The 17,233-nt window shown below is 32.8% G+C and carries 16 protein-coding genes; 11 read left to right on the forward strand and 5 right to left on the reverse strand.

Going from position 1 to position 17,233, the window contains the following annotated elements; all coding sequences use genetic code 11:
- Positions 1-153: 153 nt before the first annotated feature.
- Complete coding sequence (locus ATO12_RS20140; protein ID WP_034245720.1) at positions 154-2,223, forward strand: M13 family metallopeptidase; 2,070 nt, start codon at positions 154-156, stop codon at positions 2,221-2,223.
- Positions 2,224-2,275: 52 nt separating this feature from the next.
- Here ATO12_RS20140 and ATO12_RS20145 read toward each other — a convergent pair whose 3' ends face one another.
- Positions 2,276-2,929 (reverse strand): hypothetical protein, encoded by a 654-nt coding sequence (locus ATO12_RS20145; RefSeq protein ID WP_034245722.1) that lies wholly within the window; start codon positions 2,927-2,929, stop codon positions 2,276-2,278.
- A 113-nt stretch (positions 2,930-3,042) separates the two neighbouring features.
- Here ATO12_RS20145 and ATO12_RS20150 point away from each other — a divergent pair, with 113 nt between their 5' ends.
- The gene (locus tag ATO12_RS20150; protein WP_034245974.1) at positions 3,043-4,377 is read left to right on the forward strand and encodes an aspartate kinase; all 1,335 of its coding nucleotides are present in this window, start codon (positions 3,043-3,045) and stop codon (positions 4,375-4,377) included.
- Between the two features lie 232 nt (positions 4,378-4,609).
- On the forward strand, positions 4,610-6,148 hold the full coding sequence (locus ATO12_RS20155) for a YifB family Mg chelatase-like AAA ATPase (RefSeq protein ID WP_034245726.1): 1,539 nt from the start codon (positions 4,610-4,612) through the stop codon (positions 6,146-6,148).
- Between the two features lie 72 nt (positions 6,149-6,220).
- Here ATO12_RS20155 and ATO12_RS20160 read toward each other — a convergent pair whose 3' ends face one another.
- The 3 genes from ATO12_RS20160 to ATO12_RS25115 form a co-directional block, all read right to left on the reverse strand.
- Complete coding sequence (locus ATO12_RS20160) at positions 6,221-6,862, reverse strand: response regulator transcription factor (protein WP_034245729.1); 642 nt, start codon at positions 6,860-6,862, stop codon at positions 6,221-6,223.
- Entirely contained in the window at positions 6,863-7,615 is a 753-nt protein-coding gene (locus ATO12_RS20165; RefSeq protein ID WP_165583422.1) for a sensor histidine kinase, read from the reverse strand.
- Between the two features lie 665 nt (positions 7,616-8,280).
- Positions 8,281-8,973: a hypothetical protein gene (locus ATO12_RS25115; RefSeq protein ID WP_051575977.1), complete on the reverse strand. Its 693-nt coding sequence runs from the start codon at positions 8,971-8,973 to the stop codon at positions 8,281-8,283.
- A 284-nt stretch (positions 8,974-9,257) separates the two neighbouring features.
- Between ATO12_RS25115 and ATO12_RS20180 the strand changes: the two genes are divergently transcribed.
- From ATO12_RS20180 to ATO12_RS20210, 7 genes are all read left to right on the forward strand, one after another.
- Complete coding sequence (locus ATO12_RS20180; RefSeq protein ID WP_034245739.1) at positions 9,258-9,788, forward strand: hypothetical protein; 531 nt, start codon at positions 9,258-9,260, stop codon at positions 9,786-9,788.
- Between the two features lie 85 nt (positions 9,789-9,873).
- A complete protein-coding gene (locus tag ATO12_RS20185; protein ID WP_034245742.1) occupies positions 9,874-10,893 on the forward strand; it encodes an RICIN domain-containing protein in 1,020 nt (339 codons plus the stop codon).
- Positions 10,894-11,026: 133 nt separating this feature from the next.
- Positions 11,027-12,163, forward strand: coding sequence for a DUF2891 domain-containing protein (locus ATO12_RS20190; RefSeq protein WP_034245745.1), 1,137 nt, complete (start codon positions 11,027-11,029; stop codon positions 12,161-12,163).
- Positions 12,164-13,369, forward strand: coding sequence for an Nramp family divalent metal transporter (locus ATO12_RS20195; RefSeq protein WP_034245748.1), 1,206 nt, complete (start codon positions 12,164-12,166; stop codon positions 13,367-13,369).
- A 25-nt stretch (positions 13,370-13,394) separates the two neighbouring features.
- The gene (gene pxpA, locus ATO12_RS20200) at positions 13,395-14,120 is read left to right on the forward strand and encodes a 5-oxoprolinase subunit PxpA (protein WP_034245751.1); all 726 of its coding nucleotides are present in this window, start codon (positions 13,395-13,397) and stop codon (positions 14,118-14,120) included.
- A 10-nt stretch (positions 14,121-14,130) separates the two neighbouring features.
- Positions 14,131-14,856 (forward strand): 5-oxoprolinase subunit PxpB, encoded by a 726-nt coding sequence (gene pxpB, locus ATO12_RS20205; protein WP_034245758.1) that lies wholly within the window; start codon positions 14,131-14,133, stop codon positions 14,854-14,856.
- A complete protein-coding gene (locus ATO12_RS20210; RefSeq protein WP_034245761.1) occupies positions 14,853-15,710 on the forward strand; it encodes a 5-oxoprolinase subunit C family protein in 858 nt (285 codons plus the stop codon). Before pxpB ends, ATO12_RS20210 begins: the two co-directional genes overlap by 4 nt.
- An 86-nt stretch (positions 15,711-15,796) precedes the next feature.
- Here ATO12_RS20210 and ATO12_RS26210 read toward each other — a convergent pair whose 3' ends face one another.
- Entirely contained in the window at positions 15,797-15,955 is a 159-nt protein-coding gene (locus ATO12_RS26210) for a hypothetical protein (RefSeq protein ID WP_165583423.1), read from the reverse strand.
- 248 nt (positions 15,956-16,203) lie between these two features.
- Here ATO12_RS26210 and ATO12_RS20215 point away from each other — a divergent pair, with 248 nt between their 5' ends.
- Complete coding sequence (locus ATO12_RS20215; RefSeq protein WP_034245764.1) at positions 16,204-17,220, forward strand: tetratricopeptide repeat protein; 1,017 nt, start codon at positions 16,204-16,206, stop codon at positions 17,218-17,220.
- Positions 17,221-17,233 lie beyond the last annotated feature (13 nt).

Here is a 17,233-nt window from a genome sequence, read left to right on the forward strand (position 1 = left end):
TAAATCTTATTTTTTCGTTAAAACTCTATCCAAAATCCATCAACATATTTCATTTTGTATAAATTACCAGCTTAATATGCGTAACGAATTTATGGTTCAAACGTCATACTTACTAATAACTAATCTTAATTTAATAACAGAATGAGTATAAAAATGAAAAATGTTTACTTTTTGGCTGCATTTATTTTTGCTTTCGTGAGTTGTAAAAACGAAACCAAAAAAAGCGATAGCGAAAGCGAAGCAGTAGCTGAAGTAGAAAAGATTCCCGGCATAGTTCTGGAAAACATGGACACCAGTATAAGTCCTAAAGATGATTTCTATAGTTATGTTAATGGAAATTGGATGAAAAATACTGAAATACCTGAAGACAGAACACGATGGGGAGGCTTTGGGGTTTTAAGAAAGAAAACAGATGATGATGTGCTTAAGATTATGGAAGAAGCAAAATCCAGTGGTAAATATGCTGCAGGGACTGACCAGCATAAGGCTCTGGTTATCTTCGAATCTATAATGGATACAATAGCAAGAAATAAAGCAGGTATAACTCCATTACAACCAACGCTAGATAAAATAGCTGCGATAAAAAATATCCAGGATTTACAATCTGTATTAGCAACAGAAACAGCTGCTTCTGCACCGTTTCTAGGATTTACTTCTTTTCCAGATTTAAATAATAGTGATATCAATGCTCCATATGTAACTACTGGTGGTTTAGGATTACCAGATCGCGATTACTATTTAGACCAGGATGAAAAATCTAAAGAAATTAGAGGGCAGTATGTAGATCATATTACAAGAATGCTTCAGTTTATTGGAGATACAGAAGATCAGGCACGTAAAGCAGCAGAAAAGATTTTGGATATCGAAACTAAATTGGCCGAACCAAGATTAGATAAAGTTCAAAGTCGTGATGCCCGTAACTTCAATAATCCAAGAAGTATGGCTCAACTTTCAGAAATGACTCCAGCCGTAGATTGGAATAAGTTATTGAAAGATCTTGGAGTTAAACAACAACTGGATACAGTTATGGTTTTACAACCAAAATATATGAAAGCTTTACAAGGAGTGCTTACGGGAACAGATATTGAAGACCTTAAAACGGTAATGCGTTGGTCTACTTTAAATAGCGCAACTGGATCTCTTTCTACAGAAATAGAAAAGGCAAACTGGGATTTTTATAGCAAAACACTTAGAGGTGCAAAAAAACAAAGACCACTTGATGAACGTGCATTAGGTAGAGTAAATGGTTCTGTAGGAGAAGCTATTGGGCAATTGTATGTTGATGCTAAATTTCCTCCTGAAGCAAAAACTAAGGCAGAGAAAATGATTGCGAATGTAATCAAAGCTTATCAAAAAAGAATCGAAGTATTAGAATGGATGAGTGATAGCACAAAAGCTAAAGCTATAGAAAAATTAGATAAGTTTACTGTTAAGATTGGATATCCAAATAAATGGGAAGATTACTCTGCACTTGATGTAAAAGAAGGAAATTCTAATTTTGATAATGCAATGGCAATATCAAAATGGCAATTCGAAAAGTCAATCGACGAAATAGGAAAGCCGGTAGATAAAGCAGAGTGGGGAATGTCTCCTCAAACCGTAAATGCATATTTCAATCCTTTACTTAATGAAATTGTATTCCCGGCAGCTATACTTCAGCCACCGTTCTATAATTATACAGCAGACGAAGCAGTTAATTACGGAGGTATCGGAGCAGTTATTGGGCATGAGATATCACATGCTTTTGATGATTCTGGAGCTCGTTTTGATGCAGAAGGAAATCTTAAAAACTGGTGGACAGAAGATGATCTTAAAGCTTTTACAGAAAGAGGAGATGCATTAGCAGAACAATATAGCGCTATTGAAGTGTTAGATAGTGTGTTTGTAAATGGTAAATTTACACTAGGAGAGAATATAGGAGATTTAGGAGGTGTATTAGGAGCTTATGATGGATTACAGATGTATTTTGCAGAAAATGGAAGACCAGAAGATATTGATGGATTTACTGCAGAACAGCGTTTCTTTATGTCCTGGGCTACTGTATGGAGAACAAAGATTCGCGAAGATGCTTTAAGAACTCAAATTAAGACAGATCCGCATTCACCTGGTACAACACGTGCGATCCAACCTTTATTAAATGTTAAAGCCTTTTATGAAGCTTTTGATATAAAAGAAGGAGATAAAATGTATTTGGCACCAGAAAAACGAGTACATATTTGGTAAAATACATTACCTAATTTGTTAAAAACCCTGCAATAGAGCAGGGTTTTTTGGTTTACATAGATTGATCTTCTTTAACTTCATTCATTAATAAAAATGCTTTATTAACATATTCCTTTTCTAAAAACAAGGTGAAATAGTTTGAAGTAGAAATAACTTCAAAAACAGGAATGCCTTCATAAGCCAATAGCTTAAAAATATAAAAATACAAACCAATTACTTTAGAATTGTCTTCGGGTAGTGCAATAGAAATAGAAGATAAGTCATCTGCAACAGAGATACATACTTCATTTTTAAAATGTTTCTCAACAGTAGATTTAAGTGATGAAGATACCAATATATTACTTTCTTGAAAATTACTAGAGTATGTAAAATAAGCTTTTGTTTCGTTTTTTACACTTTCTAAAAGATTACTTTGGCTGGTTAAAATACTATTAGAGTTTAAAAATGTATACTCGGTTATCCCCGATCTTACCATAATATCACCAAGATTCCTTAAATTATCGATGTGTTTTATTTTTCGCGGGTGATAACGCCTTAATGCCATTACAATAGAACCAGGTTTAACTGGTTTTTTCATAATTTTTTCCACTTTAGGTAATAGGTCGACAGCTAGTGAACTGAAATTAATGATATCCCTGGATAGTGCGTCCTCTAGAAAAGGCTGATGCCTTAAAATATTGTGTACACAATCTGTAATTGTTTTCATTGTTACATATTTAACATTCTGTGCAAATTTATGCTTTTTCTTTTAAAATATTTATTATTTGTGAGTTATTAATTAACTATGCATTGTTAAAAACAAATGAAAAAGCAAGATTGATGAAAATTTTAAAGTTTGGAGGAACTTCTGTAGGATCTGTTGAAAACCTTATTAAGGTAAAGGAAATTTTGATCTCTGATCAAGAAGATAAAATGGTAGTTTGTTCTGCAATGTCTGGTGTTACAGATCAATTAATTCGTCTGGTAGAAAATGTGAAATTTAGTGATGTTGATGCCATTACAAGAAATTTACATCGATTAGAAAGTAAACATAGCGATGTTATTGATGAATTAATTAAGGATCAGGGAATAAGAAACACTCTTAAAGACGGTTTGTCTGCAATGATCACAGAAATGTTTGAGATCTCTAGTCAGGAGTATTCAGAAGTTGTCAACTCTAAGCTTATTACCTTTGGAGAAGCAATTTTGACATATATATTTTCTGGATTCTTAAATGCTGAAGGCATATCTAATGTTTTGCTAGATGCAAAAGAGTTTATGTATGTGGGTTCTGTTGAAAATCCAAATATTAGTAATGTTGAAGAAAAACTAACTAAAGTAATAGAGTGTAATCCTCATACATCCTTATACATAACTCAAGGGTTTGTATGTAGAAACGAGGTAGAGCAAATTAGTCATCTAAAAAGAGGAGGTAGTGATTATACTGCTACAATTATCGGAGCAGCATTAAATGCTTCAGAAGTACAAATATGGACCGATATCGATGGGTTGCATAATAATGATCCAAGATATGTAGAAGAAACACACCCGATCTCTCATCTTACGTATAATGAAGCAGCAGAATTAGCATATTTTGGTGCCAAAATACTTCATCCTCAAACCGTTTCGCCTGTTGTAGGTAAAGATATACCAGTACTTCTTAAAAATACGTTTGATCCAGAAGCACCGGGAACAGTAATTTCTAATAAAACATATCAAAAAGGATTGAAAGCAATTTCTGCAAAAGATGGGATTACAGCGATTAAAATCAAGTCGAATCGAATGTTGATGGCTCATGGATATTTAAGAAGAATTTTTGAAGTTTTTGATAACTATCATACTTCAATTGATATGATCACTACTTCAGAGATTGCAATATCATTAACAATTGATAATACGAGTAACCTGGATGAAATCGTAAAAGAAATAGAAACTTACGCAGAAATAACTGTAGAGCAAGATCATAGTATCATATGTATTGTAGGAGAATCAGTAATCAATGATAAGAATTCATATAAGCTTTTCGAAATATTAAACTTCATTCCGGTACGTATGGTATCTTATGGAGGAAGCAATAATAATATATCTATTTTGGTAGATACCAAAGACAAAATACCGACACTAAAGTTTTTAAATAAAAAGCTGTTTCAAACTACGATAGAAGCAGTTGTATGATTGTTTGTTATGTAATTTTATACATAAAATAAGTAGGGCATAAGCTTGGGATATTATATCATACGTAATATATCTTTGTAAGGCGAGGGCCCTACTTTTCATTTCTTATCTTTTACTACTTAAGTATGGTAGACTATAAAATATGTATCTAAAGTATTTTCGAATACAAAATCTCAGTTTCATTTTTTAAAACTCATCGTACGTATGTTTGCATGTATGTAAAACATGACATATGCTTACAAAAGTTTTTGGGAGTGCTGTTTTCGGAGTTGAGGCAACATCCATTACAGTCGAGGTGAATATCGATAAAGGAATAGGGTATCACCTTGTAGGGTTACCAGACAATGCGATACGAGAAAGTAGTTATCGTATCGCCGCTGCTTTGCAAAACAATGGGTACAAATTACCAGGAAAGAAAATAACCATTAATATGGCTCCTGCAGACTTAAGAAAAGAAGGATCTGCATATGATCTTACCCTGGCTTTAGGAATTCTTGCAGCAAGTTCACAAATCAAAGGAAGTGCAATATCAGAATATCTGATTATGGGAGAACTATCTTTGGATGGGAGTTTGCAACCTATTAAAGGAGCACTACCTATTGCAATCAAAGCGCGCGAAGAAGGGTTTAAAGGGTTTATACTTCCGAAACAAAATGCCAAAGAAGCAGCGATCGTTGATCATTTAGAAGTATACGGAGTAGAAAATATTAGAGAAGTAATTGACTATTTTGATGAAAAAGGAGAACTTGAACAAACCATTGTAGATACCAGAAAAGAGTTTTATACAGCACTAGATAATCCAGAGTTTGACTTTGCAGATGTAAAAGGGCAGGAAAGTATAAAACGTTGTATGGAGATTGCTGCCGCAGGAGGACATAATATTATATTAGTAGGCCCTCCCGGAAGTGGTAAAACGATGCTGAGTAAAAGATTACCTAGTATTTTACCACCAATGTCATTACAAGAAGCGCTAGAAACAACCAAGATACATAGTGTGGTAGGACGTATTAAAGATAACGTAGGATTAATGGCGCAACGACCTTTTCGTAGTCCCCATCATACCATATCAAATGTAGCATTAGTAGGTGGTGGTAGTTATCCTCAACCCGGAGAAATCTCACTATCCCATAATGGAGTATTGTTTTTAGATGAATTACCAGAATTTAAAAGAGAAGTACTAGAAGTAATGCGCCAGCCTCTTGAAGATAGAGAGGTAACTATTTCGAGAGCAAAATTTACCGTAACCTATCCTTCAAGTTTTATGTTAGTCGCAAGTATGAACCCTAGTCCGGGAGGATATTTTAATGATCCAAATGCTCCTGTAACTTCTTCTCCTGCAGAAATGCAACGCTACCTTAGTAAAATTTCGGGTCCGTTATTAGACAGAATAGATATTCATATAGAAGTAACCCCAGTACCTTTTGATAAACTTAGTGAAGAAAGGCGAGGAGAATCTAGTGTTGAAATAAGAAAACGAGTAATTGAAGCGCGAAATATACAAACCCAAAGATTCGCAGAGCTAAAAAACATTCATTACAATGCGCAAATGGGAGTTAAGCAAATTAGAGCATATTGTGTTTTGGATAGTACTTCTAAAGAATTACTAAAAACTGCAATGGAACGATTAAACCTTTCTGCCAGAGCATACGATCGTATTCTAAAAGTATCCCGAACTATTGCAGACCTCGAAAAATCTGAATCAATCTTGGGAGACCATATTTCTGAAGCGATACAGTATAGAAGCCTGGATCGCGATGGATGGTTAGGGTAAATACTTTTGTTTTATAGTATAAAAAAATGACAAACTTTTTTTGAAGTTAATTTTTTGGTTTTAAGTGTGTATTCATTTGGAGTAACCATTTTTTAAGGCATAAACAGCAAGCCCTACTCTGGTTTTGAGTTCTAATTTTTCAAATAAACTATCTCTATAATTTTCTATGGTTCTGGGACTACAAAACATCTTCTCTGAAATTTCTTTATAAGTCATTTCGGTAGGTGTATATTTAAGAAACTCTATTTCTCTCTCAGATAGCTTGGTTTTTATATCAGCACTTATTGTATTGTCACTGATTGAAGTAAGTATTTTACTGGTAGCCCAGTCTGGAAAAAAATACCCTTTATTAACTAATTCATTTAGTGCTTTTTCCAATTCTCTAGGATGAATGTTCTTAAGCATATATCCTTTAGCTCCATTCCGTATCATTTTAATCAAACTTTGCTCATCATTTTGCATACTTAAAACCATTACTAGAACTGTAGGATATGTTTGCTTTAGCCATTTTGATGTTTCGAAACCATCCATAATTGGCATACTAATATCTAATAAAGCAATATCAGGAATAGGCTTTGTTTTAATTTTATCCTGAAAATCTTTCCCATTTTCACACACATATAAAACTTCAAATTGATCGAAATTTGAAATAAAATCACTTAAGGCATTGGCTATTAGAATATGATCGTCAATTATTACAACAGTATGTTTCATCTAGATAGGAATTACCACCGTTAATTCTGTACCATTTTTTATATTACTCTCTAATTTAAAAATTCCATTAATCATTTCTGTTCTCTTCTTCATATTTTTTATTCCGATACCATTTGTTTTTAAATTCTCTATATTAAACCCTTTACCATCATCTTGCAATTTTAAATGTAATTTACCTTCATTTTCATATAGTGAGATATCTATATTTTTACAATTGGCATGTTTTACGCTATTTTGAATAAACTCCTGTGTTATTCTTAATAAAATGCTTTTAACTTTATATAATTCAGGAATATGTTCCAGGTTATTCTTAAAACGAACTCTGTATTTTTTTAAATTGTTTGCTTTTCTACATTCATTTTCTATTAAATCAGAAATTGAATTATTATCTATAGTATCATCCATTAGAGATTTTGAAAGGAGCCTCAATTCATCGAGCGACTCATTAATAATAGTGTTAATATTGGCAATGCTATCATTAATTTGAGGAGCTTTGTTTTCAAAAGTTAATTGTTGTAAATACAAACTAGATAAAGTAAGTTTTTGCCCTACATTATCGTGTATTTCTCTACCTATAGATTTCATTGTTTGAACCTGTATTTCCATTTGTGTCTTTAAAAGCTCCTTTTTATGAAGTATATCAATGGTTTCCATTTGTTTTATATGTGCTTTCTTTTTTCTATGGTATTCACGAATGAAAACGACTATCGCCCCGATAAAGGCAATAAAAATTACATTAAAAATGATTAACATTATTTTAAATGATGTTTCCCCCATATAAAAGAAGCTGTAAATAATAAATATATGACATAATTAGATACTAAAAAATACAGATAATATGCATTCCATATTTCTATATATGGCTCTTTTGAAAGTACATCATAAAAAGCAAAATATGGATATGTTCCAATATAAAATAATATGACCCCAACATTAATATAAAACATTTTATTTTTAGTAAACTCAAGAATATTATCGTTCTTGATTTGTTTAATAAATTCTAAAACAACAAGAAATGTAAGTAGTATTGTGCCTGCGGTTAGATTTATAGAATAAACTAAATTAATTTTTTCGAAATAAAGCTCTATTGGTAGATAGGTCGATAAATAAATAAAGGAAAAAATATAAAATAATTTTCTATTATTTAAAGATTTGTAAGCATACAACCAAAAAAGAAAAAGGTATTGAATAGGAATGCCGATAAAAGCATAATATTTTATGTTTATACTATCTAATGAATAAGTATTAAGGGTCCAAAATGATTCCTGAATAAAAATAAAAATTAAATATATCGAAAACCATTTCCAATACGAGTTTCTCAATCTAAATATATATATAAAACCTACTACGGCAGCGAAAAGTTGCAATACCAATAATATTTTGTGCATGATTGGATAATAATTCAACATTTTTTTAAATTAAAAACCAAAACCTTCTTCTTTTTTTGGAGGAAACAAACCTCCGTGATTTCGACCTAATATACTACCTCCACCATTTGGTTTTAATTCAGGCATTAGGTTTAAACCAAAAGTAGGGAACTCCGATGTAGAACCATATTTAGTGATGTCTTGTAATCCATGGTCATAGGTTATTGTGTCCAATGGGTTAAAATCTACATCTATATTATCGATTTTTATGGTCGGTATCATTACTAAAGTATGTTTTATTTCATATTGCATCGTTTCTGGATGTTTGTTAAACCCCTTTAAATGATCATGATATTTAGGCGTTGTCTCCCAGGTATTTTTATATGGATAACTTGCATAATAGATTCGAATTCCTAAATCTTCATTAGATTTCGAAGAATTATTTTCTATTGTTATGGATTCAATCTGATATATAAATTTTTTAAGTGTTTCTAAATCAAACCAAATAGCTCGAGCATCATCTATTTTCAACTCTTCGTTGATTTTAGCTAATTGTCTAGTTTTGTAGCCATTTACCATATCATGAACCAATCCAACTGGTATTTTGCTGATTGGGTCATCCGTATAATTAAGACAAATAGTTTTGTCAAAAGCTGGATCTACTTTTTGTTTTTTACAACCACTAAAAATTATAAAAACTACTATTCCTACAAATACTGATAAAGCTACGATTCTTTTTTTCATGATACTGTGTTTTGAGTTACTAAAATTGTTTTTAAACGCCTCACAAAGAAACAATTACCTGATGATTTCTAGTAAGGTGATCTAACTTAAATCCACAGGGTTAAATGACCCAATTAATTTACGCTAACAAACTGCCTGGTTTTGGGTTAATGGGTCATCGATTTAAAAAGTAGGCTTCACGAAATTTGGAATACAAATTACTGGCAAATATTTATTTCTATTATCTCTAATGGTTTAGCATCGAGTCAGAAAATTATCAATTGTTTAACTTAATACATAAGAAAATGAATTTACCAAAATCTTTTTTTAATCCAGGTACGTACCAACTTACCACAATAGCAAGAACTTATTTAAAGGATTTTTTACAAAATCAAGAACTGTCAAAGCTCAGGAATCTGGTAGGATATACTCCAGATCCAGATGAGCCTTATCCAATAACATGGCCAAGACCCATTGGTTGGAGGAATTATTTTTATGTAAGATCTGGAATTGAAGGCTTGTCAGGCCCTCCATGGCCAGAGCCTTGCATAAATCATTCAAGGAGATTTAATAATAATCCTATAGGTTATCCTGTTCCTGGTGATATAAATCCTTGGCCTTGGCCATTTGGTCCGCTGGTCAAAGATTTAATAAATGATAGAATATATGATCTTATTAGCAAATCTCCAGGAAAGAATGATTCTTATAATCTTATTGATGTAATAAAAAAAGAAAATATTGTAGAAGAAGTCTTGAGTGAATTAAATGAAAACCTTGTGGTTGCTCAAAAAGAAATTTCAATAAAGTTGAAAACTCTAAAAAAAAACAGAAAATAAATAAAACTTATAATTAAGTATTGTGCATTGAAATTTCTTGATCAAGTCGAAATTTCAATGCATGATATAGGTAAATTACTAGATCATGAAAACACTTTTTATAGTCCAGTTAATAATACTTATTCTATCTATAACTAATTTGAATGCCCAATCTGAGGGGAAATATTATATAGAATCAGAATTCGAAGATAAATACCTTGATGTTGAATTGCATACGTCAAAAAATGGTACACCATTAAACCTAAGTAGAGGTAGTAATGGTATTACTCAACGATTTAATTTAGAGGATGCTGGTAATGGATATTTTTATATCAAATCCGATCTTGAGAAATATGTTCATATAGAAAACAATTCCTCCAATTCTAATGCTAAAGTTGTTCTTTGGGAAGGGAAAGGAGATACTAATACAAAATGGAAGTTTCATGATATAGGAGATGGTTACTACTCCATTCAGTCTAAGAAAGGAACGTACATGATTAACCAATGGGGAAAACGTACTGATGGAACTAGAATAGTTATGTGGAAAAGATACGGCTCTGCCTGGAAACTTAAAACCATAGAGAAAGGAGAAAAGGTAAATCAATTAATTCGAATAAGAGTCTCTAATATGTCTTTTGAATCCTTTCATAATAATGATTGCTCAAGGTTGCAAGGTTCTCTTATCGTACGAATCAAGAACATAGATAACTCAGAGTATTATAATCCAACAAAAAATACTTTAGCTCCATCTGTCAATTATGTCGGGGATTACAACTCCAATTTGTTATTGTTTAACGGAACCTTAAACAAGGATTACCATAAAAGAAATATTAACAAACTGAATAATTATGCTCATAATGTTGATTTTATAGTAAACCTCAATGACTATATTTCAGGTAAACTTCAACTTGAATTGTTTAGTAGTATTTGGGGTTGTCATAAAACATGTGATTTGTGTTCTGGCTACCATTGTAAGGTGAGATATAATGAAATAAGGTTTATAAGTGGATATGCAAGAAGGTCGACGACATTGAAAATGAAACCACATTCGTCTTCAAATTTCGTTATTAAAGCTCAGGATGGGCATCAAATAAAAGGTAAAATATCAATGACTAACCTTAATTAATTTCAATGCTCTTTATGTTGTTGGAATGAGAATTTATAAACTATTTCCTGTTCTTATCAACAATCACATACACATGATTCCGGAAATTGATATTTTTAAGAAAGTAGATATTTTAAACTTATAAATATTGATTATGTACCGAATATTTTTTCTGATTTCATTACTTGTTGTTTTAGGGTGTAATACAAACAATGATACATCAAAACAACCATCCGAGGATGTAAAAACCGAAGAACAACCACTACAAGAGAATTCAATAGAAGAACCTTTACAACTCACATTAAAACAAGCCAATACATTGGTAGAATTGCCATTAGCTTGCTTGCAAACAGAGTACCCCAATAAACTGGGACAAACGTTAGGAGGAAAAGAAAATATAGGAGAACCTCATGTATTACATCCTACTTTTTATGGTTGTTTTGATTGGCATTCTTCAGTCCATGGGCATTGGTCGTTAGTGAAGTTATTAAAAACATTTCCAGATCTGGAAAAAAAGGAGGAAGCAAAAACCAAATTACTTCAAAATATGTCTAAGAAGAATATTGAGGAAGAAATCAAGTATTTTGAAGGAAAGCATAACAAATCATACGAGAGAACTTATGGTTGGGCCTGGTTACTTAAACTAGCCGAAGAGCTACATACCTGGGATGATCCATTGGCAAGAGAATTAGAAGAAAACCTTCAGCCATTAACCACACTTATTGTACAACGGTATATCGATTTCCTTCCAAAACTTAAATATCCAATTCGAGTAGGAGAACATACCAATACTGCATTTGGATTATCCTTTGCCTTGGATTATGCAAATACCCTTGGAGATCAAAAACTAAAAAATAGTATAGAAACCAGAGCAAGAGAGTTTTATACTAATGATCAAGGCTGTCCCATCGGTTGGGAACCCAGTGGTTATGATTTTCTATCGCCTTGTTTTGAAGAAATTGATGTAATGCGAAGAGTGCTAAACAAAGAAGAATTTGATCGCTGGATCTCTGATTTTATGCCACAACTTAAAGTTAAAAACTTTACGATCAAAGTGGGAGAGGTGTCTGATCGTACCGATGGCAAATTAGTTCATTTAGATGGACTTAATTTTAGTAGAGCCTGGGTGTTATATGGGCTTGCCAAACAATATAAAGAATATGAACATCTTTTTTCGGTAGCCAATACACATGTAAACTATTCTTTGCCAAATCTGGTTGGAGATAGTTATGAAGGAGGACATTGGCTGGGATCATTTGCTATCTATACATTAGATGTTAATACAAAATAAATGAAGAAATTTTTTAATATAGGCCCGGGAACATGGGTGACTGCAGCTTTTATTGGTCCAGGTACCGTAACTGTATGTACATTAGCAGGAGTACAGTTTGGATTTTCATTACTATGGGCATTGGTGTTATCTATTGTAGCTTGTGTTGTTTTACAGGAAATGGCAGCAAGATTAGGTGTAGTCACCCAAAAGGGATTAAGCGAAGTACTAAAGTCTCAGTTTGATAACAAAATTGTAAGAGGAGCCCTTATTGCATTAATCTTGTCAGCAATTTTTATAGGAAATGCAGCATACGAAGCTGGTAATATCAGTGGGGGAGTACTTGGGCTGTCTACAATCTTAGAATCCTCACTCGGGGTTTCAGAAAATTACCTAAGTATCGTAATCGGTGTGATTGCCTTTATACTATTGTACATAGGTAACTATAAAGTCTTAGAACGAAGTTTAATCGTTCTGGTCTTATTAATGAGTGTAGCTTTTATAGTAACGGCAATAGTTACCAAACCAGATATTTCTATGATCTTTAAAGGGTTTGTTCCTAACTTTTCTAGTGATAACGTGCTTACTATTGTAGGGTTGATAGGAACAACAGTAGTGCCTTATAACCTCTTTTTACATGCATCTATTGTTAGCGAAAAATGGAAATCTACCGAAGACCTGCCAGAAGCAAAAAAAGATACTATAGTGGCCATTGTATTAGGTGGGTTTGTGTCAATGGCAATCATTATTGCAGGAGCAGCTATACAAGAAGCAGAAGTGAATAATGCTGCCGATCTGGCCAAAGGACTGGAACCGGTTTTTGGTTCGATGGCAAAATATGTGTTATCTGTAGGGTTATTTGCAGCTGGAATTACTTCTGCAATTACAGCACCTCTTGCAGCAGCTTATGTAGTAAAAGGATGTATGGGATGGCAAAAAGGACTCAAAAGTAAATCCTTCAGAGCAGTATGGATGTTCATCCTTTTTTTGGGAGTTTTGTTTTCTTCATTAGGGATAAAATCAATAGTAATTATTCGATTTGCACAGATCGCAAATGGACTCCTTTTACCTGTAATTGCAATCTTCCTTTTATGGGTAATGAATCAACAAAAAATATTAGGAAAATATACCAATTCATGGAAACAAAACCTGGTTGGATTTTTCATTCTTATCATTACTTGCTTTTTAGGATTTAGAGGAATTTGGAAAGTGATTGAAAGTTTGTAGGAATTTTACTAATAAATGTAGGAATATGAATAAGGTTATTCTTAATGCAGATGTGGGAGAAGAGGCAGGTTTTGATGCCGAAATTATGCAATACATCTCCTGGTGTAACATTGCATGCGGAAGCCATGCAGGGAGTGCAGAAGTAATCCAGAAAACAATTGCATTGGCAATGCAGCATAATGTAAAAATTGGAGCACATCCATCATACCCCGATCGTGAAAATTTTGGAAGAACAAGGATAGAGATGCCATATGGCGATTTGGTAAAAACAATAACCGAACAAATACAATTGGTAAAATCCTTGACCGAAAAAGCAGGAGGGAAATTACACCATGTAAAACCACATGGAGCACTTTATAACGAAGCAGTGAAAAATGAATCAGTGGCTTTGGCAATTATTGAAGCTATAAAAAATGTCGATAAAAGTTTATATATAATTACTTTGAAAAATGCTAAATTATCGTATCTTTCCAGAGGAGATTTTGAGGTCAAACACGAAGCTTTTGCAGATAGGAATTACAATGATGATTTGACATTGGTATCAAGAAAAGAAAAAGAAGCTTTGCTTACAGATCCAAAAGAGATTTTTGGTCATGTAAAAAGAATGGTTGTTGAAGGGAAAGTGAAAACTAAAAATAGAGTAGAAGTTCCGATTTTTTTTGATACGATTTGTGTGCATGGAGATAATCCAAAATCAGTTCAGATTTTGAAGTATTTATATAAAGAGTTTTCGATTTTAAATTTACTATAATAGAAAGCTTATGAAATATGAATTGCAATACAAAAGATATTCTGAAAGAGCAATTTTAATAGAGTGGCCTGCAAAAATTGACGAAAATATCCTTCATGACCTGCTTTCCTTTAAAAAATCGATACTTTCTTTTTGTGATAAACTAATTGTTGAAGTAATCTCATCATATAACTCGTTATTAATTTATTATGTGTCTACTATAGAGGATTTCTATAGTGAGGTTTTTGAGCTAAAATCGCTATATTCTAAAGATTTTGAAGATGTAAGACTCGAAAATAAACTGTGGAGAATTCCTGTTTGTTATGCTGCTTCTCTTGCGCAGGATTTAGAAGTATTTGCAAAAGATAAATCACTTACTGTAGAAGAAATAATTCGATTACATACTGCTCCACTCTATACAGTATATGGTATTGGTTTTTTACCTGGGTTTTTGTACTTGGGTGGTCTCGATGATCAATTGCATAGAGCTCGAAAAATCACCCCTTCATTACATGTCAAAAAAGGTGCTGTAGCAATTGGCGGAAGTCAGACAGGGATATACCCTGTAGATAGCCCTGGGGGTTGGCATGTGATTGGTGTGTGTCCTCTGGATTTTTTCAATCCGAAAACAGAAGATTGTTGCTTTATTTCGCCTGGAGATAAAATTCAATTTATATCGATTAAGGAAAATGAATATAACGATATAAGAACTAGAGTTGAAAACAAGAATTATACACCCGAATCTGTGTGCTTATGATTACGAATGTCGAAATAATTAAACCGGGACTTTTTACAACTATCCAGGACGAAGGACGTTTTGGTTTTTCAAAATATGGAGCCCCAAAAAGTGGAGCAATGGATCAGGTGTCATTTGGGTTTGCAAATTTAATATTAGGTAATCCTAAAAATTCAGCATGTATCGAATGGACGATTCAACCTCCCGTTTTAAAATTTCATGACACCACAACTATTGTATTAACAGGTGGTGAGACAGATGCATTTTTGAATGATGAAAAAATAGAAATGTATCGTGAGATTAAAGTCTCAAAAAATGATATTCTTAAAATAAATTTTTGTAGGAAAGGAGTGTATGGTTATGTAGGAATTAAGAATGGATTTCTTTCGGAAGAAGTGTTACATAGTAGATCTTTTTATAAGTCAATTACACCTCGATTTCGATTAGCTAAAAATGACAAAATACCATATCAAAGTACTAGTGATTATACCGATCATTTTTCTGCAATTTCACCACCTTTATTTTTAGAAAACTCAGATGCATTAGAGGTGTATAAAGGACCCGAATTTGACATGCTAAATGATGTTCAAAAATCTAAAGTATTAGATGCAGTTTTTACAATTTCAAATACTATAAATCGAATGGCAATTCAGTTAGAAGAAAAAATACCTAACACTTTACCTTCGATTATAACATCACCTGTTTTACCAGGTACAATACAATTAACTCCATCTGGTAGTTTAATTGTGTTGATGAGAGACTGTCAAACTACCGGTGGCTACCCAAGAGTTTTACAACTAACTGAAACCGCCATAAACCAAATTGCACAAAAACGAATGAAAGAAAAGTGTGTTTTTAGATTAGTCGAATTTTGAGGTAAACTACGTTTTACATTTATAAAGGATAATATGTCACCCTGAGCCAAATCGAAGGGTTTGTCATTCCGACACTTCATCTACGTTTAGCATAGACTTCGGCCAGAATCCATAATAGGTAATGTAACAATGGATCCCAGCCTACGCTGGGATGACAAATAACCATAATCCACAACTTCAAGATTAGCTACCAAAGAACAGGTATTAACACTTGTCGATTTAATATTAAGACAGATGTTTATCATAAACAACATTTTTGCGATCTTTGCGATCTGAATTTGATGTAAGAGTTTGATTTCAAAAAAACCGTCATATTGAGTGATTTTTTGTAGTAAAACGGAGAAAAATTGTATCGAAATTGGGTTTTTTGATAATTCTGCTGAGCCCTTCGGTAGCCCCAGTACAAGCCTTTCGAAATACAAATTTCTATCAAAAATTACTTTAGTCGATGTGAATTTTGTTATATCTAATTCTGTTTTGTAATTACTTGAACATGAGTATTTTTATGCGTTTTTTTAAATTCCTATTTTCTATCAAAATCGTTTTTCTTATTCTTTGTTTAATCTCCGGAGGTACTATTCATGCACAATCTACACAAGATACCATCATTGCTGCTCGGTATTACTCGAAAGGAGAAGAGTGGTTGGTCGATAGAAAACAAGATAGTGCATTGGTGTATTTCGAGAAAGCATTAGCAATATATAAGCAATCAAACACTCAACAAAGAGTAGCAGATTGTAGTGATAAAATTTCAAAAGCTCACCAGGCCAATTATAATTTTGATCAAGCGATGGTATATGCTAAAAAGGCATTGGCTATACGATTAAAAATTTTTGGTGATAACCACCCCCAAGTGGCATATTCTTATAATAGTATCGGGCATATTCTTAAGCAGCAAGATCAATACGAAGAGGCGATGGAGTATTATCAAAAGGCTTCGGTAATTCAGAGGGATGCTTTTGGGGATAAAGATCATCGTGTGGCCGATTGTTATCATAATATAGGAACTGTTCATCATGTACTGGCACAATATGATCAGGCAATGGAGCAGTATAACAAGGGGCTAACAATTAGAATAAATACTTTTGGTGACAAACACCAAAAAATAGCCGATAGTTATATAGATATTGGGACTACTCATTATCATTTGGGAAAATACAATGTAGCGTTAGAGAACTACCAAAGTGCTTTAGCAATAAGAACTCCTGTTTTTGGGAAAAATAGCCCTGAAGCAGCTTTTTGTTATAATCATATAGGGAATATTCTTGCCTATCAAGATAAACATGATAATGCTTTAGAGAATCAGGAAAAAGCATTAGCTATTATGACAGATGTTTTTGGAAAACATCATCCTAATGTTGCGCTTTGTTATGAGAGTATAGGGGTTATTTATAGATATAAGGGAAAGCACGATACGGCTTTACAGTTTTTTAATAAAGCATTAGCTATTCTTATCGAAAAACAAGGAGAAAAGCATGTTACGGTTGCAGATATATATATATTGAGATAGGTCTTATTAATTT

The sequence above is a fragment of the Aquimarina atlantica genome, from assembly GCF_000626715.1.
Taxonomy (GTDB): domain Bacteria; phylum Bacteroidota; class Bacteroidia; order Flavobacteriales; family Flavobacteriaceae; genus Aquimarina; species Aquimarina atlantica.

Excerpts from the sequence above, each read along its gene's own strand:
- ATO12_RS20190 (WP_034245745.1), top strand. The coding sequence starts at position 11,027 with ATGTACCGAATATTTTTTCTGATTTCATTACTTGTTGTTTTAGGGTGT.
- ATO12_RS26210 (WP_165583423.1), bottom strand. The coding sequence starts at position 15,955 with ATGATAAACATCTGTCTTAATATTAAATCGACAAGTGTTAATACCTGT.
- ATO12_RS20145 (WP_034245722.1), bottom strand. The coding sequence starts at position 2,929 with ATGAAAACAATTACAGATTGTGTACACAATATTTTAAGGCATCAGCCT.
- ATO12_RS20195 (WP_034245748.1), top strand. The coding sequence starts at position 12,164 with ATGAAGAAATTTTTTAATATAGGCCCGGGAACATGGGTGACTGCAGCT.
- ATO12_RS20155 (WP_034245726.1), top strand. The coding sequence starts at position 4,610 with ATGCTTACAAAAGTTTTTGGGAGTGCTGTTTTCGGAGTTGAGGCAACA.
- ATO12_RS20165 (WP_165583422.1), bottom strand. The coding sequence starts at position 7,615 with ATGTTAATCATTTTTAATGTAATTTTTATTGCCTTTATCGGGGCGATA.
- pxpB (WP_034245758.1), top strand. The coding sequence starts at position 14,131 with ATGAAATATGAATTGCAATACAAAAGATATTCTGAAAGAGCAATTTTA.
- ATO12_RS25115 (WP_051575977.1), bottom strand. The coding sequence starts at position 8,973 with ATGAAAAAAAGAATCGTAGCTTTATCAGTATTTGTAGGAATAGTAGTT.
- ATO12_RS20210 (WP_034245761.1), top strand. The coding sequence starts at position 14,853 with ATGATTACGAATGTCGAAATAATTAAACCGGGACTTTTTACAACTATC.
- ATO12_RS20140 (WP_034245720.1), top strand. The coding sequence starts at position 154 with ATGAAAAATGTTTACTTTTTGGCTGCATTTATTTTTGCTTTCGTGAGT.
- ATO12_RS20150 (WP_034245974.1), top strand. The coding sequence starts at position 3,043 with ATGAAAATTTTAAAGTTTGGAGGAACTTCTGTAGGATCTGTTGAAAAC.
- ATO12_RS20185 (WP_034245742.1), top strand. The coding sequence starts at position 9,874 with ATGAAAACACTTTTTATAGTCCAGTTAATAATACTTATTCTATCTATA.
- ATO12_RS20180 (WP_034245739.1), top strand. The coding sequence starts at position 9,258 with ATGAATTTACCAAAATCTTTTTTTAATCCAGGTACGTACCAACTTACC.
- ATO12_RS20215 (WP_034245764.1), top strand. The coding sequence starts at position 16,204 with ATGAGTATTTTTATGCGTTTTTTTAAATTCCTATTTTCTATCAAAATC.
- pxpA (WP_034245751.1), top strand. The coding sequence starts at position 13,395 with ATGAATAAGGTTATTCTTAATGCAGATGTGGGAGAAGAGGCAGGTTTT.
- ATO12_RS20160 (WP_034245729.1), bottom strand. The coding sequence starts at position 6,862 with ATGAAACATACTGTTGTAATAATTGACGATCATATTCTAATAGCCAAT.